Origin of the sequence: Membranihabitans marinus, from assembly GCF_021729155.1 — a bacterium.
In the GTDB taxonomy this organism is placed as follows: Bacteria; Bacteroidota; Bacteroidia; order Chitinophagales; family Saprospiraceae; genus Membranihabitans; species Membranihabitans marinus.
In genome coordinates, this window is sequence record NZ_JAJQYA010000041.1 from 1 (window position 1) to 19,847 (window position 19,847).

Genomic DNA, 19,847 nt, shown 5'->3' on the forward strand with positions numbered 1-19,847 from the left:
ATGGAGGCAATGCGATATTTATGTTGATATTTGCCCATTATATATAAACATTAGATGTCAATCACAAATTCCATTATGACAAATTAACTACCCTATTAGACGCAAAATCTTGCGTCTCTACAAGTGATGATTTCTGAAATGATAAATCTATATTTTATATAATTTATCTTTTATCCAATGTAATGGATTATTAATAATGGATTAGATATGATGATTGAAAAAATTAGGGAAATTCATGTATCACTTTATAGTTGTATTTTTCCGATTTGTTGACATATCCATTATCTTTTTTCAATGGCACTATTATATCTGTATAGTGCCACATAATTTACACCTAGAATGAGGAGGCCGAGAACTACAAATAATGCTGAATGAATGACATTCAACATTATGAATTCTTTACTGGCTCCAGATAAAATAGCATACCAAAGAAAAGGGCAAAAAACGCCAACTAAGGAAATGTTGCGCCCGGTTTTCATGCCGGTTTTATATCTCTGCATTTTATTTTCTATATTTTTATCGGACTTCGGTGCAGCCTTGAATATCTCAATACCCTTCTTACCAAGGATGGTATAGGGACAAGCTTTTACGATAGATTTAAAATAGCGATTTAGATGAATCATATGGTTAGTTTAAAAGAAAAAGTAAAAAATAAAACCACCGACTATGGCCATGGTCATAACGGAAAAGACAAATGCAATAATAGCCTTGGGTTTCAACATAGAAGAAACAATAGCGATCTCCGGTAAACTCGCCCCTGTTCCTCCAATAATCAATGCCATAGCCGCTCCCATACTCATGCCTTTTACAATAAGTGCTTGTAATATTGGTATGGCCATTTCAATTCGTAAATACAATGGAATTCCTACTGTGGCTGCGATAGGAATGGCAAGAGGACTATCATTTCCTAGATATTTTTCAACCCATGCATCAGGTACAAATACTGCAGAAACCGCACTAATTATGGCGCCGAGCAACACATAGGGAAAAATGCGCTTAAACAATGCCCAACCAAAGGTGAATGCTTCATTTAGTTTTTGATTGGAATCTTTACTCTGTGCACAAGAAGATGGGGAATTCGTATTCGGTGAACTTCCACAAGCGTTTACTGATGAAGATGGAGTGGCGGTACAACTCACTGGTGCCGGTGAACCACAGGAGGTAGCAGCTGATTTTGGCTTTAAATCAATGCGCTTCACACTATGCTTGAGTGATGTTTTTCCTGCAATGCTTCCGAAAATAATAGATCCAATAAACACAACTAAGAAATATACCAATGCTACTTTCCAGCCGAAAACACCGAAAATAAATCCAACCACTACAAAATTAGCTAATGGGGCAGAAAGCAAAAAGGAAAACACCATGGCAAATGGAGCTCCCATTTCTATCATCCCCATTGATACAGGCACCATAGATGCGCTGCAGAAGGGGGTCGGAATGCCCAGTAAAGCTCCCATTAATCCACTGTATTTTCCGGATTTTGATAGTCTTTTTTGAATTTTTTCCTGTGGAATAAAAGCCCTGATCAATCCAGTAATTATTGATACTATGGCAATGACGATGACCAATACTAGGCCTACATGAATAAACTCGTTTAATGCTAAATTTAATTTTTCGTTCATGGTATTTATTTTGAGGTTAAAGATCATATGTGTTTTGGCGCATATGTTATTGCAAAAAAAAGCCAATGCTTGATTTCTTTACTTTTTATGATGTATTTCGTAAATAATGATTTTTAATTCTCTCGTTTCCCTAGTAATACTTTGCATTTCTTGATTTCATTGTGCATCTGTGATTCTGGAATGGTTTTTATCGCATCCTGAATCAATTGTCTAAATTCGTTTTCAATCGGGGTCAAATAGTAAAACACCCACTTCCCTTCTTTAACTTCTTGGACTAATTTGACATTTTTCAATATTTTTAAATGGCGTGATACATTGTATTGATGCTCTTCCAAAACCTCAACAATTTCTGAAACACAAATCTTTTCATCTATATTAGTGAGCAGCCAAACAATTTTTAATCTGGTTGCATCCGATAAGGCTTTAAATATTTCAATCTGTTTATCCATTAACCTTTTTTTACGACATATGTGTTTTGGCGCATATGTTTTCGATTGCAAATATATAAAATTTGTATAAACTCAAACACGACCTAACATTTTTATTTATTTTAGAGCATAGTACATCAAGCGAGCCTTCCTTTAACCGTTGAAGTGTTGCCACTTGCCAGAATAAATAATTAATAATAATGAATTATCAAATCAAAGCTTCCTCAATTGCCAATGAAGATGCAGTGGTCCAAATAAAAGAATCGAATATAGATTTTGGTACCACTAAAGGATCTGAAGAGACCCTGCCAAATCCTGCAGAGTTATTCTTGGGCTCTCTAGCTTCTTGCATACTGAAGAATGTAGAACGTTTTTCAGGCATTTTGAAATATACCTACTCCAAGGCCACTATTGAAATCAAGGCCACTCGTCATGAAAGTCCGCCCAGAATGGAAGATATCATTTACGACCTAACCCTTTACAGTGAGGATAAAAAAATAAAAGTAGATTTACTAAAAAAGAACATTGAAAGATATGGCACGATCTACAATACGGTAAAATTGTCTAGTGACATTTCAGGGACGATTCGTATCATTGATCCTGTTTGATGGACTATAAGGTATTTCGTATTAAACCCTGCAACTGGTTATCTTGAAGGCTATTGTGAAGAGCGAAAGCCAATAATCTGCGAAATGTATTCAACTTTCTGCCATACCGATCATTGGATGTTTTTTTTAACCATGATTTTTGTCTAATAAAAATTGTGAATTATGTCAAAATCAAATTGGGATAAAAATAATATACCGAATCTAAATGGTCGGAATATAATTATTACTGGAGCATCAAGCGGATTGGGAAAAGAAGCTAGTCGAATACTCTCTGAAAAAAATGCTCGGGTTATAATGGCAGTAAGGAATGTTCAAAAAGCAAAAATTGTAGCCAAAGAAATAAGAGATCAGGTTCCGAACGCAAAATTGGATATACGAGAAATGGATTTATCCAGTTTACAATCCATTATGGACTTTTCAGATGGCTTAGTGTCAGAGTATAAAAGGATAGATGTATTGATAAACAATGCCGGAATCATGGCTTGTCCGTTCGATAAGACCAAGGACGGCTTTGAAATTCAAATGGGGACAAATCATTTAGGACATTTTGCACTAACAGGTTTAATGATGCCATTGCTTCAAAAGGCAAATAATGCTAGAATAGTCGCTACATCAAGTCTCGGACATAAAATGGGTAAGATAGATTTTGAGGATATCCATTGGGAAAAAAGAAAATACAATTCTACACAGGCCTATGCAGATAGCAAATTAGCAAATCTATATTTTTCCTATGAACTTGGCCGTAAGTTGGAAAGTATAGGCAGCAACATAAAAGTAACCGCTGCGCATCCAGGTTGGACTAGAACTAATCTACAAAAACATAGTTGGTATATGCGTATGCTTAATCCTTTTTTCTCACAAGGACCGGACAGAGGGGTTTTGCCGACCTTACGTGCCGCATTTGATAGTCATGTTGGTTCAGGGAATTATTTTGGACCATCGCGGTTTTTTGAGATGCACGGAAATCCTGTTGTTGTTCAGTCTAGTAAACTCTCACACGATGGAGTGGCGGCCAAAAAACTATGGGAATTATCAGAACAAATGACCAATATTAAATATTAAAGAGATGAATTTTTTAGAATATAGTTTACATTGGGTAAAAGGGGAAATATTAGAAGGCTGGATTATTTTAATATCTGGTTTAATAACCTTGTTTTGCAGTTTTTGCCTTTGGTATTTTGGGACAACAGCGAATGCTAAATCGTTAATTCTTCCAATGATTGTTGTTGGGACTTTATTTTTGGCAATGGCTTCCTCAATGGTTTATAGCAATAATAAGCGATTGCCAGCGATGCAACAATCTTATCAAGAAAATCCCATGCAGTTTGCACAGAATGAAAAAAAACGAGTAGAGGATTTTCAAATTTTATACCCAATTTCATTAGCTGTGAGTACGGTTTGCTTTATCCTAACCTTGATTTTCTTTTGGTTTACCAATAACCAAACACTGTATGCAGTAGGGATTCCCTTATCCATATTTGGCATCGCTCTGATTGTAATTGATTATTTTTCGAAAGAGAGAGCAAGCATTTATTATGAACAAATTTTAAATTACTTGAAATGACATCCATATACACCATAGAATCAGTGGCTCACTTACATAACTTATTAGAAATAGAAAAACCAGTACATCCATTGATATCGGTGGTTCGACATTCTCCCTCAATGAGGATTGATTTTGGCGATGTAAGGTTCAATAGTGAGCTCTATTTTATTTCTTTAAAGGAGGATATAAATGGTTCATTTAAGTATGGTAGGAATTCCTATGATTTTGGTGAAGGTTCTATGCTTTTTGTAAGTCCACGACAAGTAATTTCTTCAAATGGCAATACGAGAGTAGACGAAGGGGGTTGGTCTATTTTTTTTCACCCCGACTTAATACGCAAATCTAATTTGAGGGAAACTATTTCTAATTATTCTTTTTTTAATTACGATAGTTATGAAGCACTGCATTTGTCGGACAAAGAAAAGAAGATAATGACAGAATGTGTCAATAAGATTGAAATAGAAATAAATCAAAATATTGATAGGCACAGCCAGGAGTTAATTATTCACAATATTGAAGCCATTTTAAAATATGGCAGCAGGTACTACGATCGTCAATTTGTCACAAGAACCAATTACAGCAAAGACCGAATACTTGAATTTGACCGATTCTTAAAGGATTATTATCAAAATAAAAAACAGTTGGAATTAGGTATTCCGACGGTTGATGAATGTGGTAAAGCGATGAATATGTCAGGGAAATATTTAAGCGATTTACTAAAAGCAGAAACCGGGAAAAGTTTAATAGAGCATATTCATTTACATATAGTTGATATTGCTAAAAATGACTTGCTTGGAACCAATATCACAATTAGTCAAATAGCGTATTCTCTTGGTTTTGAATATCCTCAACATTTTAGTAAAGTATTTAAAGAAAAGGTCGGAATGAGTCCTTCAAAGTATAGAAGTCTAAACTAAAATAACCGAATGGCTAGAAGGTATAATAGGTATTTCGTATTTAACCTATTAGGACAACTGAAGACTGTTTTGGTAGTATGTCCAGCCTAGGTGGCAAATTAATTTTATCTATGGTATTTGCTTTTCGATTCTCTTGATTTCTTTGATGAGTAATGGAAAGGCAGGGAAGGTCATACCATGGTTGTAACCATCTAATTCTAACAAATGAGTCTCTGTATGACCAACGACTTTCATCATCCTCATGAGATAGGCATTTTCTTCATACCGACCTAGTAATTCCAGTTCGCGATCACCGGTAATCAATAGGAGGGGGGGAGCATCGGGTCGTACATGATAGAGAGGTGCATATTGATCGATAATGGGTTGACTACCTTTGATTCCATTTTCCGCACGAATGGTGAAATGGGTAATGGTATGACCACTAAAAGGGATAAGGCCTGCAATGCGATTGGCATCGATATCGTATTGCTTTAAATATTCCACATCGAGTCCGACCATACTAATCAAGTAACCACCGGCGGAATGACCCGAAAGGAATATCTTATCCGGATTCCCACCATAGTCTTTAATATTTTGAAAAGTCCATGCTACTGCCGCTGCAGCGTCTTCTATATATGCCGGTGCTTTAACCTTTGGAGATAATCGATAATTGACTCCAATGACGGCCATTCCTTTTTCCTTTAAGGCTGCGGGTATTTCTTTTTGTCCTGCGGTAATACCTCCCCCATGAAACCATACTACTGTTGAATAGTTTTCGCTATTCTCCGGATAATACAAATCTATTTTACAACGCTCTGCGATATACTCATCGCCTGCTCTATCGGCTTCCGAATAATACGGAATGTTTTCAATAAGTCGGTATGTCGTCTGAGCTGAAGAGGTTTGCCCACACAAAAAAGCAATAACCGTTATGGCAGTTGCTATGACTCTATGTAAACCTTTGGTTTTTATATTGATCGTGTAATTCATAGGCCTTGTCTTAATTTTGAAAGTGTTAAGTATCCGATGTGTAATTCGTCTTCTTTACGGTGTTGATTTTTGGATATATGGATGTGAAATTTCTCCTTATATTTTGGATGTAGAATATCTTCGATGGTGTAGAAGTCGTCGACATCAATACCGTATTTGTCGTCGATATGTGAAACAGCACCACTGTATCCACAATGTTTGTAGAAGGCTGTTTTTTTAGCCGTTTGAATGGCTTGAGATTTATTATCAGCCACAGTCAACATTTTGTAATGGTATTCTTCCATGTCATTGACTTTATAACCTCCAAGGTTAATAAAAAAAAGTCGATTTGATTTTACTGACTTAATGGGAATATCGGACAAAGGAAGAATATCTATTTTGAATCCATCAACATTTTCTACTTTACGCCAGGAATCAATATGAATTTTTCCATTGGCTTCTGGCCAAAAATCTACCATGTCGGGAATCAAATCCACAAGGGAAGGAGCAATGCCAAAAAACACATCGTGCTGTTCGATATTGCGACCGGTGGGCCTACATCCCAAGATGACCATATATAATTTGTTGTTCGAGATAATGATTATTTTAAGGCTTGATAAACTAATGTGCGCAACTTGTCGTGATCGTCTAGTCCTCGTGCAGGTCTCACCTGTGTGAAATAGACCACGACCATGTTTTCTTGTGGATCTGCCCAATAGGTTGAGTGATAGGCACCACCCCAGGTAAATTCACCAACGGATGCGGGTTTCCCAAATCGGCCCAGATCTTTGACTACGGAGAATCCCAGTCCAAATCCCGAACCTTTTCGAGAATGATATTCAATACCGTCGAGGTGATCGACGGTCATCAGTTCTACACTTTTTCGAGAGAGGATACGCTGATGGTTATAGCTGCCGCCATTGAGCATCATTTGTAAGAATACTGCGTAATCGTGGGCAGTACTCAAAAGTCCTGCTCCCCCCGAATAACTCATTCTTGGTCCTTCTACATACATTCCTTGTCCGTTCATCTGACCCGGATTAGGGGATTCAATTAAACCATTGTCTGTTAATGAATAAACGGTGGTCAAACGATGGGCTTTGGATTTGGGCAAGTAAAAATGACTGTCCTTCATCCCCAGTGGATGTAAGATTTTTTCCGACAAAAATTCATCTAAGGATTGTCCCGATACTACTTCGATGACGGCTCCCAGAATGTCGGTGTTGTATCCATACACAAATTTTTCGCCTGGGTGGGCGTCCATGGGCAATGAGGCCATTCGTTTAACGGTTTCTAAAATAGGTTCTTTTCTATCGGCAAAATACCAGCCTTGGATGCCCGCTTTTTCCCACAGGTCTTTGGCTACGCCATATCCATATCCTATTCCAGCGGTATGGGTTAAAAGATCGCGAATGGTAATTTTTCTTTTGGCATCTACGATATTGTATTGTCCATCAGTACTGGCTTCTGCAACCGTTGTCTTGTTATACTCGGGGATGTACTTCCCCACTGCATCGTGAATTAAGAGTTTTCCTTCTTCTTGCAAAATCATGATGCCCGCACTGACAATGGCTTTGGTTTGAGAGGCGATTCGAAAGATATCATCTCCTTCCATGTCTTTGTTTGCTGCAATATTTTTTTTACCAAAACTTTCGTGGTAGAATACTTTTCCATCTTTCAATAACATGATGACGGCACCGGGTAATTTCTCTTGGTTCACGTATTCTTCGAAGGTATTACTCAAGTATTCCAGTCGTTCACTTGAGACATTGACTTCTTCAGGGATTACATAGGTTAAGTCTTGGCTATGGGCAAAGGAAAATTGAAAGAGAAATAAGGCTGCAATAAGAATTCTGGGTAGGAAAGTCTTGTACATTTTATGATTTTTTGGGGTTTTATTTTGTGATTATGCAAAGTAATAAAACAACAGAAAAAATGGTCACACTTGCTGTCAATAATTTATTTATGGGTATTTTCAATTGACTACCGCATTGGAAGGTGGGAAATGAATAGTATTACCTAGAATAATAATTTTAGCCGGTTATGAAAAGGTAAAAGTGGTAGTTTTTTAGATCTGATGGTTCTCGATATCTATAGGGGCAGTTCCATCTTACCAAATCGATACCATCCAAAAGATTAAACTAATTACGACTTCTTTTCGCGAGGAGATATAGTTTCGAATAGATTTATGTGCCGCTTGCATATGGTTTTTAATGGTACTAATGGATAAATTCAGTCTGGCACTAATCTCCTTGTAGTTCATGCCTTCCTCATTTTTCATATTGTAAATCTTCCACTGTTGTGGAGTGAGGTTTTTAAGAGCCGCTTTAAACAATTCTTTGGTCTCTTGAAACTCTAAATGTTGCGATGGACTTTGTTCTGTCAGGTATTGATCCCACAGAAAATTTAAATATTTCTGTGAATGGGCTGCTTTTCGGTGGTGGTCAATAATTCGATTTCTGGTAATGGTCCAAATGACGGATTCCACCTCTTCGATTTCCGAAATTTTATAGGTAGTATATAATTTTACAAATACGTCGTGAGCCAAATCCTGAGCGATTTCCTCGGATTTCACGTGGTATTTAATAAAGCCATATATTTTTTCATGGTATTCTTTGTATGTATCTATCTTCCAGTCCATAACTAGTTTTCTGCAAATGCTATAATAAATGCCAGTAGATCGAAAAAAAATAAAAATTTTTGTCAATGATTAGTACTTTTTAATTTTGAAACGTCTACTGAGTACAATGTTTTGCATGAACTGATTTTTGACAATAAAAAGAATACTGAATTGGCGCAATATAATATAAAAAATAGAATTGTTAAGCTGTATGAAAAATATTTAAATCAAACCATAAGTAGAAAAGAGTTTGATGAATTATTTTTTTTGATAAAAAATGATGAAAATAAACCTATTGTGGAATCATTAATCAATGACTCCATATTGGAACGTCACAGCGTATTTTTGTCTAAAGAATACGCAGAAGAGCCTAAATCTTCAGACCAGCAAAAAGTGAAACGAAAGTTTTATTTATGGGCCTCAGCTGCAGCTGCTGCAGTATTAATTCTGGTCTCATTGGTGTTGTTTTTTATTCCGGGTCCAGTTAATTATGTAGTTTATACCACGGGTTTTCAAGAAACCAAGACCGTTGAGTTGCCCGATGGCAGTTCTGTGTTGATGAATGCCAGTTCGGAATTGAAATGGGAAGAAGGTTTCCAAGACGATGAGGACCGTATCGTGTTTTTCAGCGGGGAAGGATTTTTTGATGTGTCTCATCAAGCCGGAAAGAAATTTATAGTCAAAACTCCTGATGTCGATGTCAATGTTTTGGGTACCAAATTTAATCTAGAGTCTAGATCAGCTTTTACCAATGTTTTTCTCAAAGAAGGTAAGGTGTTGTTGCAAGCCAATGAGTTGGAAGATATAGCCATGGAGCCTGGGGATTTGGTCAAATACGATCAAAAGGAAAAAACAGTGGAAAAGTTATTAGACCAATCTGAAGAAGTGAGTACATCATGGACCAATGGCATATTCACTTTTGTGGACAATACTGGATGGCAGATACTGGAAAAGATGACTGCGATTTACGGTAAAGAATTTATAGTGGAGGATTCTTCCGGATTGGATGAAGTCATTGTTATCCACGGTCTTCCCTATACAGATTGGGATTTTACACGAGAAGCGTTAGAGTTGATGCTGCAAAAGAAACTTATGGAGTCAATATCTAACAAAATTATAGTCGGAGAGGAATAGGAATTTTTTAAATATATAAAATATAATAGATGGAACTAGGATTTTTACTTAAAAAGAGATCCTTTAAGGGGATTGTATTGCTTATGCTCGTCGTTCTGCCTGGGTTGATGCAGGCAGCAGAGGGTAGGAAAATGAGCTTGGAAGAAGCTATTCAAGAGATCAGCGCACAGTATGGAGTGTATTTTAGTTACAACAAGAAGTTGATTGAGAATTATACCGTAGATTTTGAATTTGATCAAGGCCAATCTTTAAATAATGCCGTGGAAAAGGTATTGGTAAAGACTAACTTGAAATACAGGATTCACGCGGATAAGTACGTTATTATTTACAGTAGGGATCGGGAAGGACTTCAATCTTTAAAAGAGATGGCCAAGCATTTGGAAATTCTCATCAGTACGGAAGAGAAGAGATCGGAACCCACTCTGGCTTTATTGCCTTCCAAACATATGTTGGATAAATTATCCTATAAGGAAAAGAGATTAGTGGTCAATGTGTCCGGAACAGTTGTTGATCAAAAAGGATTGCCTCTCATTGGTGTCAATGTGATTATCAAAGGGACTGATAAGGGTACGGCCACCGACTTTGATGGGAGATTTACTATTGAAGACGTGGATGAACAAGCCATTCTAATGGTGTCTTATATAGGGTATCAGTCCAAAGAAATAGCTGTAAATGGGAAAACTGATTTTTCCATTACCTTGGTGGAGGACTCACAGACGTTGGACGAAGTCGTCGTTGTAGGTTACGGAACACAGAAGAAAAGTGATTTGACCGGTGCCGTGAGTACGGTGAAAGGAGAAGATTTGGCCAAAAGGCAATCCGTTCAACTTTCTCAAGCACTTCAAGGTTCTGTCGCTGGTGTAACGGTGACAAGAAGTAACAATGCCCCTGGTTCAGAGGCCTCTATTCTCATTCGAGGAGTCACCACCATTGGCAATAGTAATCCATTGGTTATCGTAGATGGGGTGCCTGGCAATTTAAGTGATGTTAATCCCAATGATGTAGAAAATATTTCTGTATTGAAAGATGGTGCATCAGCGTCTATTTATGGTTCTAGAGCTGCAGCAGGAGTTATTCTTATCACAACTAAGCGCGCTAAGACCGGCCAGTTAAGTATTACATATAATACAGAATTCGGCTTTGAAAAACCTACTGAATTGCCAGAATTTGTTGATGTGATTCGATATATGGAGATAACCAATGAATTGCGTTGGAATGATAATGGCAATATGAATGATGAATATCCTATTTATTCACAGGATTTTATAGGTAATTATTATTCTCAAAATGCGAGCAATCCAGACCTTTATCCCAATACAGATTGGACGAATCTAATATTAAAAAAGAGTGCACCAAGACAAAGCCATGTTTTAAGTATTACGGGAGGTTCTAAAAATATTAAAACAAAGGCTTCGGTTTCGTACGACCATGTAGATGGTTTATATGAGCGTTCTTACGAGCGATTTACAGGAAGGATTAACAATGATGTAACGATTACCAATAATCTGTCTGCCACCATTGATTTGTATGCCAAGAGAGATATCACAAAGACACTAAATGGCCAGCCAATTACGAGTATGTGGTATATGCCACCTATTTATGCTGCGAAATGGTCAGATGGACGGATTGCAGAAGGGAAAATTGGTGTAAATCCATATGCTAGTTATAACTATGGTGGATTTTCTAATACGTGGAATGATCAAGTACGAGGTAATATGTCTTTGAATTTCACACCTATCGAAGGATTGAAATTTTCAGCTATATTTTCACCGACCCTTGGATATTCTAAATCCAAAAGATTTACAAAGAAATTGCCTTATTATGATAGAGAAGATCCAACCCAGCTTACCGGTTATATTGAAGGTTTAAGTAGTACCAAATTAACAGAAGGAAGAAGCGACTCATATTATATGACATCGCAATTAATTGGATCTTATGTGAAAACCATGGGCAACCACTCACTTAATGGAATGGCGGGATATGAAAACTATTACAGTTTCAATGAGTATTTAGGAGCGACCAGTGATCAGCTGGAATTGACTTCGTATTCGTATTTGGATCTCGGAAATCCCAACTTTGTAAGCACTGGAGGAAACGCCATAGAAACGGCGTATCGATCCTACTTTGGACGATTAATGTATGATTACAAAAGTAAATATTTAGTACAAGTTAATATCCGAAGAGATGGATCCTCTCGTTTTGATGAGCAATACAGATGGGGTACTTTCCCTTCTATGTCAGTGGGATGGGTGTTGTCTGAAGAGCCTTTTGTAAATAATATGTTCTTAAAATTAAGAGCATCTTATGGAACGTTGGGCAATGAGAGAATCGGGAGTTATCCATATCAATCCAGTATCGAATTTGGCAATACCTTATTATATCAAGGGACGAATACGGTATCTTCTCAAACGGCTGCTCAAAGAAGATATGCTATTCGAGACATTTCATGGGAAACCACCGAAACCGCCAATTTAGGAGTCGATGCTAGTTTCTTTGACGATAGGTTGCAATTTTCTGGAGATGTATTTAAGAAGGTGACCAAAAGGATGCTGTTAGAGTTAGAAATTCCAGATTATATAGGATTTGATAATCCCAATCAAAATACGGGAAAGATGAATACTGTGGGCTGGGAGACAGAATTGGGATGGCGCGATTATATCGGTGATTTTAGTTATTCGATATCGGCTAATTTTTCTGATTTTGTTTCAGAGATGGGAGACTTAGGAGGTAAAGAATTTTTGGGTGATCAAGTAAAGTTTGAAGGAAGTCAATTTAATGAATGGTACGGTTACCAATCATTGGGCTTATTTCAAACCGCTGAGGAGGTAGAAAATTCTCCAAAATTAAATTCAAGTGTAAAACCCGGTGATGTTAAGTATGCTGATATTAGTGGCCCAGATGGTGTTCCGGATGGAAAAATTTCTTCCGAATATGATCGTGTATTGCTTGGAGGTTCTCTTCCTCGATATATGTTTGGTGGTAATGTGAGAGCGGACTATAAGAATTTTGATTTTTCACTCGCTTTTCAAGGTATCGGCAAACAAAATTCAAGATTGTCATCTATTATGGTGACTCCACTAATTGCGAGTTATGCCAATGTGCCAGCAAATATAGATGGTCATTATTGGAGTAATTATAATACAGCAGCAGAAAATCAACAAGCTACTTATCCAAGATTATCGGATACTGGGAAGGGGAACAATTATACAATGTCTGATTTTTGGTTGATTAATGGTGGGTATTTTAGACTCAAAAACGTAACACTGGGTTATACCCTTTCCAATAATATCTCTGAAAAGATATTTGTGAAGAGCGTCAGATTTTATGCCAGTTTATCAGATATCCTTACCATCGACAATTATTTAAAGGGCTGGGATCCAGAGATATCAACTTCTGGATATCCGATCACTTCTTCAATGGTATTTGGTTTATCTGTAAATTTCTAAATTTAAAATTCATGAAAGTAATAATAACTATATCGATAATATTTCTAACCCTGTTTTCTTGTACAGATTTGAATTTGAATCCCTTATCTCAAGGTTCAAGTGATAACTGGTACTCTAATGAAACAGAAATTAGCATGAGCATCAATGATTTGTATTCCATTGATTTTTGGGATAGAGACTCGGACAGTTGGACTGACGATTGGATGAATAGAACGAGTACAACTGAAATTACAAATGCTACCATAAATGGTCAATTTTCAGCTGGTTCTGAAATGTGGAACAGTGCATATACTTGTATAGCTCGAGCAAATACCATTTTGGATAATTTGCCGAAGGTGGCAGAAACCCTTCCGAGTGCTTTAATTAATTTATATGAAGCCAATGCCCGCTTTGTTAGAGCATCTAAGTATGCTCAACTGATTTCACATTGGGGGGATGTGGTATTTTACACCAGTGCCCTAAATATTGAAGAGTCCTTTGCTCTGGGAAGAACAGATAAAGAAATCATCTTAGAATCTATATATGAGGACTATGACTATGCCGCTGAGTTTTTGCCCGTGCAATACGAAAATTCAGAGAATGAGTGGGCTACTAAAGGAGCCGCATTGGGAATGAAAGCTCGGATTGCCTTGTATATGGGCGATTTTGATATCGCTAGCGATGCTGCAAAAGCTTGTATAGATCTAGAAGCTTATACCTTGTATCCCGATTTTGGTGAACTTTTTCAATCTTCTACTAGAAATGCCAATGAGTCGATCTTTAATCTTTCGAGATCGGCTGAACTAGGTGAATTTATTAATGATTGGGGGGCAACTCAAAATGATTATTCTGGTCTTGGTACAAAGTTCTACATCACTCGGAATGCTGGAGGTTCTACTTCTAAGAACCCTACATGGGACTTGTTTTGTTCCTTTTTGTGCACAGATGGTTTACCCATAGATGAATCACCATTATTTAACTCTCGCGAGCCATTTAAAAATAGAGATCCTAGATGTTCGGAGACCATTGTAGAGTTTCAGACAGAGCATCTTGGATATATGTTTCAACCGCATCCAGATTCTGTTACCTGTTATAGTTTTAAATCTGGAACCTATGTACAAAATAATGATACCAGAACGGTTGCACAATTTACTTCCTACAATGGTATGGTATGGAAAAAAGGAATAGATGAGGACTGGGCAGATGATTATGTTACCGATCCTGATTATATTATTTTGCGTTATGCCGATGTTCTGTTAATGTATGCTGAGGCTAAAATAGAACTCAATGAGATAGATGATTCTGTAATCAATGCGATTAACACCGTTCGAGCCCGAGCTTATGGGGTGGATGTAAGCGAGACAACTAGTTATCCAGCAGTGGAGATTCAGAGTCAGGCCGAATTGAGAAGGATTGTGAGAACCGAAAGAAGAATGGAATTTGCATTAGAGGGTTTGAGGTATATGGATCTGATACGATGGAGGCTGGCTGAAAAAACGTTGAATTTGCCAAATTATGGAATGTTGGATGTTATCGATCTCAAAGCAAATGTAGTGGATAAAGATTTGTGGTTTTTCCCTGCTACCCCAGAGGTTGATGAAGATGGAGTCACTGATTTTGAACCATTGTTTCAAGCCGGTTTTGTGAGAGTTCTCAATCAAAAGACTTTTGATGCCAGCAGACAATATCTTTGGCCAATTCCTTCAAAGGAGATATTGATTAATGAGAATATTGTTCAAAATCCTGGATATTAATATGGGAATAGAAATATAATACGAATTACATTTATAATTAACGGTAATCTTTGAATTTATTGTAGAGCCGCAATGCATTGCGGCTTAAATATTGTGGCTTGAGACATAATGTTTTACGTTTGTACGGGAACTTTGTTGGCATTCCCACCCTGAGCACGGTGGCCATTCGCTACCGATTTGAAGTGTGATCACGCCTCGGCATGGTAGCCTCGGTTCCCTCATCAAATGTCCATTAAGGACATTTGGTTGCCCAAGGGGCAACTTCATTCAGTCATTCGAAATCTTTTCCGTCATTATAAAATGTAATTCGTATAAATCAAAAGACTCCGTATTTGTTTGAATAAAATAATTTCGGAGTCTTTTAATGTATTGGAACCATTGTCCATTTTATAGTCAATTGTAATGAAAAATACATTTCGAATATTTCAAGATGAAAAGTTGTTGATGGAGCAAGGAAAGCTTGATCCAGACAAAATTTGTGTTGGAAATAAATTATAGATTTTTTGAAAAAATAGAATATGAAGCGTCGTGATTTTTTAAATATTAGCATACCAGCCACGAGTGCTGCTGTGTTGTCTCCGGGATTTTTAAGTGCAAATTTATTGAAGGAAATCTATAATCAATTTTTGCCTGGAGAAGCTGTTGATTTGTATGATATTGTTATTTATGGTGCTGGCTTGACTGGATATTTCGCGGCAATAGAAGCAGCGAAAAAAGGCAAAAGAGTCTTAATAGTGGATAAAAGGACGAGTCCTGGATATGATATTTTCGCCAAGAAAAAATTATGGCTTAATGAAGCAGGATATCAAGAGTTTGATCAAGAACTGAAAGATTTGTTCTTTCCAGAAAGAGAAAGAATTGAAATGGGAAATAACCATGGTTCCAGTATCAACAATAGTAAGTTCAGTAACGAATATTCGCTATTTGCGGGAAGCATTAGAAAAACAATATTGCGAAACCTCCTGATTAATAAAGTTCATGTCTTATTGATGACTGATGTCTGTGGTGTATTTACCGATGAGAAGAATGTAAATGGGGTATTACTTGCGGGCAAACATGGAATACATTCTGTCAAATGTTTAAATTTTTTAGATGCTTCTGACAACGCAATGTTCAGTCGATCACTGTTCAATAGTCCTTTTAAAATAGATAAAGTAGGATTTGTTTTAGAAATTTTAGGAGCTGAAAGTGCTAATACTGAAACCCTTAATGCGCCGAAATCTCTTAATCTATTGGAAGATAAAATTATGGTTCATCGAGGGAAAAAAACTGAAGATCAAGTTTTTTTCGAATTTGAATATAAACCACAATCCCAAAATATAAATGAATTAGAACATGAATCTCGGTCGAAGGCTCTTGCCATAGGAGAAAATTTAGTGAAAATTAATCCCAATTATTCAAAAGCCGTCATTCATCAAATAGCATTGGAAAACTCCATTTATTTAGAGAAGTCTCCTTTGCCAGATGTAGGGATGAAGGGGTATTATATGGTGGAAGGTCTTCATCAGCCCTTGAGTTGCAAAAAGATAATAGAAATTAGATCCCGAGCTCAATCATTGGTAAGTCAAATAAAGTTTGGTAAAAAATTAAAAAACAAACCTAGGTTGTTGAAAATTGTAGGGGCAGAAATTCCCTATAAAGATTTGACATTTAGTGAAATTGAAGAACCTGGCTTGGCTATTCCGCTTCAAAAATGCAGTATCGACTATGTGAAACATAGTTTAAAACAGAGAACTTGCCAAGTTTGTGTGGCAGGTGGTGGTACTTCTGGTAGTATGGCTGCATTAGGGGCAGCTGAAAAAGGTGTGAGTACAATAGTCGTAGATTATTTTAATGATCTTGGCGGGACTAAAACTATGGGAAGTGTTATGGTGTATTATCACGGAGTGAGAGATCATAAATATTTTAAAAAACAGGTTGATGATTCCGAAGGACTAGCGCTTAAAGCCAATATGAGTAAAAAGGTGGGGCGAATGTTGTATCATCAGTTAGAGATAGCGAAATACAATGGTCAGATAATTAGGAATGCTATTATTTGTGACGCCTACTTAGATGATAATACGGTTCGCGGAATTGTTATTTCAAGGAATGGTTGCTTAGAAGTTATTGAAGCCGAAAGAACCATTGATAGCACAGGAGATGGCGATGTGGCTTGTTTTGCAGGTGCTGATTTTCATTTTGGGGATGCCCGATATGGAAGAACACAAAACTACAGTCAAAAAGATGTGCAAGGAATGAAGCATACTCCATCGCATCCTCATCGAGACTACGATATTATTGATAATGGAAAATTAGCTGAGCTACAAAGGGCCTTGTTTTTATCCCACTATGAAGCTCATCATTATGACTTTAATCCAATGTTGACGGTTAGAGAATCGAGAAGGATAGTGGGGATGTATGAATTAAATTTTATTGATGCTTTAGAGCAAACACATTTTGAAGATGTGATTTCTCAATCGAGTAGTGATTTTGATTTACATAATATAGCCGTCACACCATTCAGTAGATGTGGATTTTTGCTCCCACATTCGAATCCTTTGACGGTTGAAATACCTTACCGCTGTATTGTTCCAAAGAAGTTAGATGGATTACTACTTGCCGGTCGAGCAATTAGTCAAACTCATAATGCGCTTCAGTATACTAGAATGTCGGCGGATTTGATTGTTCTAGGATATAAGACAGGTCAAATTGCTGCTGATCAAATATGGAAAAATATTAGCCCTGCGAATTACGATGTATCTGATATTCAAAAAGAATGGGCAGACCTTGGGTATTTATCATCCGATTACAATCAAAAAAAATTAGGTAATAAAAGCTCAGATTTAGCCGATATTAAGATGCGAATCGAAAATTTGTCAACGGGCAAAGTAGAGTATTTATATGAATGTGTGAGATCGCCTAGAGAAATTATATTTCCAGAATTGCTGAAAGCATTTGAAAAAACAAGTTTAGCAGATGGCAGATTGATGTTGGCTAAAGCCATAGCATGGTATGGAGGTAGTCAGGGCAATGATTTGATTGTGAAGGAGTTGATGGAAATGTTTGAAAAGGAATTAAACGATGGTTATCCTGAAGATTTTGTAGATAATTATGATTCTATTCGTGGTCGTAAGGATAATTTACTCCATGGCTTGTTTTGGAGAATCAATCAGAATATTGGACTTCTTGCTATGGCCGGAAATGAATTAAATAATCCTAGCATAAAATATATCTTGGACAATACCGTATCTGGAGGCCAGGCTGCGGAATTAAAAGATAGTTATTTTAATGAACGAATGGATATTAAATTGATCCCCTTTTACAATCGTATATTCAATCTTGTTTTTTATGCAGATCGGGTACCAGATGCTGGATTTATACCGGGTTTTGAAAAATTGTTAAAAGATAAAAACATAGGTGGTTTTATATCCGAAAAATATGATGAAGTAAGGTGGAGGGTATATGGAGGCAGTCTAGAATTGGCCATAGGAGCCTCACTGGCGCGTTGTGGATCCGAAAAAGGCTATCAAATTTTGACTAATTATCTAGATGATATTCATTTTATATTTAAAAAATTTGCAAAAAATGAATTAATAGATTTAATGAAAGTAGACTATAACTACGATTCTGAAAAATGGAAATCTAAAATGACTAGGCTAAGTTATCCCCAAAAAACCTGTAAATTAGAAGGTTATAATTGGGAGCTTTAACCGTAGTAGATATAGTATATTATGAAATTGACTTTGGTTTTACTTATTACAACCATTTTGGCCTCAAATTCTATGTTGCCAAGTGATATTTTTTTTCAAAGTCCCACTTTGTCTTCATTGAATTTGTATTCCCTCCATAAAAATCACTTCATTTTTGACGATGATAAAAATAAAGTAATCATTGAAGAGTATAAGGATGAACAAGGGTTAATATATTGGTATCGAAATATTCAAACTCCTGTATGTCTTACTGGGGTTTGCAAGGAGATAAATGTTGGCATTTATTGGCGTATCAATGGGGCATTTTTGGGATATGAAGTGTATGGAGAGCCATTGACGAAAACGGATCATAGTGTATTTCAAATATCGGATTATCTTCTCTTAGATACAATTTTAAGTAACAATTGGTCTGTGCTACGAGAGTATGATTTTGAGGAATTATTAGTCGATTCAACAGCTTCAGTAGATGGAGTCACCGGTGCTACGAGAAAGGAGTTGGCAGAAGAGGCAGTTCAGGATGCCGTCTATACTACTTACACGCTTTGGCATAAAGTCAATCAAGGAGAAAATGAACAATTGAAGCGATTGTCCGCTCGTCAATTAAATTCTGATTCATCTTTTCTTGAAATTCTACTAAGCAGAGGTAAGAAAGAAGACTTGGGTCTTATCATGGATTTATTTGCTCAAGGAGAATTAAATAATCATCGGCTTATAGATGGTTTAATATTAGACAACTTAGATAATTCAAATGATAATTCATTGAAGGAATTGTCTTATAAAGCCCTCGTCAATGTTGAGTTTTCAGATTTTAATATTCAAAAGGAATTATCTAATAAATTTCCGTTGCTGAAGATCAATGAAAGAATGCGGGTCTTAAATTCTATGGGAGAGGATATCAATTTAGGTAAAGATCTTTATCAGTCATTGGTTAAAGATCTAGAAGATCAGAATCTTTGGTATGTGGCGAATGTAGTTAAAGTGATTATGAAGTACCCAGATCAAATAGAGGAAGTCGTGAACTTAATTAGAGGATATAGGGAAAGTGACAATAGTTTATTAAATAAAATGGCCAATCGGTTTGTACAATATCACAATATTCAATAGCCTACTTGATAATAATTGGTTACAATAGAATTATTGTCTTTTAAGTATTGTA

The 19,847-nt window shown here is 36.6% G+C and carries 16 protein-coding genes; 9 read left to right on the forward strand and 7 right to left on the reverse strand.

Annotation, left to right across the window (positions count from 1 at the left end; genetic code table 11):
* Nucleotides 1–281 precede the first annotated feature (281 nt).
* The 3 genes from LVD51_RS17810 to LVD51_RS17820 form a co-directional block, all read right to left on the reverse strand.
* Nucleotides 282–623, reverse strand: coding sequence for a hypothetical protein (locus LVD51_RS17810; RefSeq protein ID WP_236972723.1), 342 nt, complete (start codon nucleotides 621–623; stop codon nucleotides 282–284).
* A 9-nt stretch (nucleotides 624–632) separates the two neighbouring features.
* The gene (locus LVD51_RS17815; RefSeq protein WP_236972724.1) at nucleotides 633–1,622 is read right to left on the reverse strand and encodes a permease; all 990 of its coding nucleotides are present in this window, start codon (nucleotides 1,620–1,622) and stop codon (nucleotides 633–635) included.
* Between the two features lie 113 nt (nucleotides 1,623–1,735).
* Nucleotides 1,736–2,071, reverse strand: a complete 336-nt coding sequence (locus LVD51_RS17820; protein WP_236972725.1) for an ArsR/SmtB family transcription factor — start codon at nucleotides 2,069–2,071, stop codon at nucleotides 1,736–1,738.
* Between the two features lie 179 nt (nucleotides 2,072–2,250).
* Here LVD51_RS17820 and LVD51_RS17825 point away from each other — a divergent pair, with 179 nt between their 5' ends.
* The 4 genes from LVD51_RS17825 to LVD51_RS17840 all read left to right on the forward strand — a co-directional run bounded on the left by LVD51_RS17825 (nucleotide 2,251) and on the right by LVD51_RS17840 (nucleotide 5,121).
* On the forward strand, nucleotides 2,251–2,658 hold the full coding sequence (locus tag LVD51_RS17825; protein ID WP_236972726.1) for an OsmC family protein: 408 nt from the start codon (nucleotides 2,251–2,253) through the stop codon (nucleotides 2,656–2,658).
* Between the two features lie 162 nt (nucleotides 2,659–2,820).
* Nucleotides 2,821–3,720 carry an oxidoreductase gene (locus tag LVD51_RS17830; RefSeq protein WP_236972727.1) on the forward strand — a complete coding sequence of 300 codons (900 nt, stop codon included), beginning with the start codon at nucleotides 2,821–2,823 and terminating at the stop codon, nucleotides 3,718–3,720.
* Nucleotides 3,721–3,724: 4 nt separating this feature from the next.
* Complete coding sequence (locus LVD51_RS17835) at nucleotides 3,725–4,222, forward strand: hypothetical protein (RefSeq protein ID WP_236972728.1); 498 nt, start codon at nucleotides 3,725–3,727, stop codon at nucleotides 4,220–4,222.
* On the forward strand, nucleotides 4,219–5,121 hold the full coding sequence (locus tag LVD51_RS17840; protein WP_236972729.1) for a helix-turn-helix domain-containing protein: 903 nt from the start codon (nucleotides 4,219–4,221) through the stop codon (nucleotides 5,119–5,121). Before LVD51_RS17835 ends, LVD51_RS17840 begins: the two co-directional genes overlap by 4 nt.
* A 108-nt stretch (nucleotides 5,122–5,229) precedes the next feature.
* On the opposite strand, the gene LVD51_RS17845 is transcribed toward LVD51_RS17840, so the two are convergent.
* The 4 genes from LVD51_RS17845 to LVD51_RS17860 form a co-directional block, all read right to left on the reverse strand.
* A complete protein-coding gene (locus LVD51_RS17845) occupies nucleotides 5,230–6,090 on the reverse strand; it encodes an alpha/beta hydrolase (RefSeq protein ID WP_236972730.1) in 861 nt (286 codons plus the stop codon).
* Complete coding sequence (locus LVD51_RS17850) at nucleotides 6,087–6,644, reverse strand: DUF1543 domain-containing protein (RefSeq protein WP_236972731.1); 558 nt, start codon at nucleotides 6,642–6,644, stop codon at nucleotides 6,087–6,089. The genes LVD51_RS17845 and LVD51_RS17850 overlap by 4 nt, the downstream gene beginning before the upstream one ends.
* Nucleotides 6,645–6,670: 26 nt before the next feature.
* Nucleotides 6,671–7,945 (reverse strand): serine hydrolase domain-containing protein, encoded by a 1,275-nt coding sequence (locus tag LVD51_RS17855; protein ID WP_236972732.1) that lies wholly within the window; start codon nucleotides 7,943–7,945, stop codon nucleotides 6,671–6,673.
* Nucleotides 7,946–8,179: 234 nt separating this feature from the next.
* Nucleotides 8,180–8,710: an RNA polymerase sigma factor gene (locus tag LVD51_RS17860; RefSeq protein WP_236972733.1), complete on the reverse strand. Its 531-nt coding sequence runs from the start codon at nucleotides 8,708–8,710 to the stop codon at nucleotides 8,180–8,182.
* Nucleotides 8,711–8,986: 276 nt separating this feature from the next.
* Between LVD51_RS17860 and LVD51_RS17865 the strand changes: the two genes are divergently transcribed.
* From LVD51_RS17865 to LVD51_RS17885, 5 genes are all read left to right on the forward strand, one after another.
* On the forward strand, nucleotides 8,987–9,823 hold the full coding sequence (locus LVD51_RS17865; protein ID WP_236972734.1) for a FecR family protein: 837 nt from the start codon (nucleotides 8,987–8,989) through the stop codon (nucleotides 9,821–9,823).
* 29 nt (nucleotides 9,824–9,852) lie between these two features.
* Nucleotides 9,853–13,269 carry a SusC/RagA family TonB-linked outer membrane protein gene (locus LVD51_RS17870; protein WP_236972735.1) on the forward strand — a complete coding sequence of 1,139 codons (3,417 nt, stop codon included), beginning with the start codon at nucleotides 9,853–9,855 and terminating at the stop codon, nucleotides 13,267–13,269.
* A gap of 11 nt (nucleotides 13,270–13,280) precedes the next feature.
* Entirely contained in the window at nucleotides 13,281–15,002 is a 1,722-nt protein-coding gene (locus LVD51_RS17875; RefSeq protein ID WP_236972736.1) for a RagB/SusD family nutrient uptake outer membrane protein, read from the forward strand.
* Between the two features lie 518 nt (nucleotides 15,003–15,520).
* Nucleotides 15,521–18,691 (forward strand): FAD-dependent oxidoreductase, encoded by a 3,171-nt coding sequence (locus tag LVD51_RS17880; RefSeq protein WP_236972737.1) that lies wholly within the window; start codon nucleotides 15,521–15,523, stop codon nucleotides 18,689–18,691.
* Between the two features lie 21 nt (nucleotides 18,692–18,712).
* The gene (locus LVD51_RS17885; RefSeq protein WP_236972738.1) at nucleotides 18,713–19,795 is read left to right on the forward strand and encodes a hypothetical protein; all 1,083 of its coding nucleotides are present in this window, start codon (nucleotides 18,713–18,715) and stop codon (nucleotides 19,793–19,795) included.
* Nucleotides 19,796–19,847: the final 52 nt, after the last annotated feature.

What these genes read in the sequence shown, in the direction of transcription:
- LVD51_RS17850 (WP_236972731.1), bottom strand. Translation starts at nt 6,644, where the DNA reads ATGGTCATCTTGGGATGTAGGCCCACCGGTCGCAATATCGAACAGCAC.
- LVD51_RS17835 (WP_236972728.1), top strand. Translation starts at nt 3,725, where the DNA reads ATGAATTTTTTAGAATATAGTTTACATTGGGTAAAAGGGGAAATATTA.
- LVD51_RS17845 (WP_236972730.1), bottom strand. Translation starts at nt 6,090, where the DNA reads ATGAATTACACGATCAATATAAAAACCAAAGGTTTACATAGAGTCATA.
- LVD51_RS17860 (WP_236972733.1), bottom strand. Translation starts at nt 8,710, where the DNA reads ATGGACTGGAAGATAGATACATACAAAGAATACCATGAAAAAATATAT.
- LVD51_RS17815 (WP_236972724.1), bottom strand. Translation starts at nt 1,622, where the DNA reads ATGAACGAAAAATTAAATTTAGCATTAAACGAGTTTATTCATGTAGGC.
- LVD51_RS17825 (WP_236972726.1), top strand. Translation starts at nt 2,251, where the DNA reads ATGAATTATCAAATCAAAGCTTCCTCAATTGCCAATGAAGATGCAGTG.
- LVD51_RS17810 (WP_236972723.1), bottom strand. Translation starts at nt 623, where the DNA reads ATGATTCATCTAAATCGCTATTTTAAATCTATCGTAAAAGCTTGTCCC.
- LVD51_RS17840 (WP_236972729.1), top strand. Translation starts at nt 4,219, where the DNA reads ATGACATCCATATACACCATAGAATCAGTGGCTCACTTACATAACTTA.
- LVD51_RS17830 (WP_236972727.1), top strand. Translation starts at nt 2,821, where the DNA reads ATGTCAAAATCAAATTGGGATAAAAATAATATACCGAATCTAAATGGT.
- LVD51_RS17855 (WP_236972732.1), bottom strand. Translation starts at nt 7,945, where the DNA reads ATGTACAAGACTTTCCTACCCAGAATTCTTATTGCAGCCTTATTTCTC.
- LVD51_RS17880 (WP_236972737.1), top strand. Translation starts at nt 15,521, where the DNA reads ATGAAGCGTCGTGATTTTTTAAATATTAGCATACCAGCCACGAGTGCT.
- LVD51_RS17820 (WP_236972725.1), bottom strand. Translation starts at nt 2,071, where the DNA reads ATGGATAAACAGATTGAAATATTTAAAGCCTTATCGGATGCAACCAGA.
- LVD51_RS17885 (WP_236972738.1), top strand. Translation starts at nt 18,713, where the DNA reads ATGAAATTGACTTTGGTTTTACTTATTACAACCATTTTGGCCTCAAAT.
- LVD51_RS17870 (WP_236972735.1), top strand. Translation starts at nt 9,853, where the DNA reads ATGGAACTAGGATTTTTACTTAAAAAGAGATCCTTTAAGGGGATTGTA.
- LVD51_RS17875 (WP_236972736.1), top strand. Translation starts at nt 13,281, where the DNA reads ATGAAAGTAATAATAACTATATCGATAATATTTCTAACCCTGTTTTCT.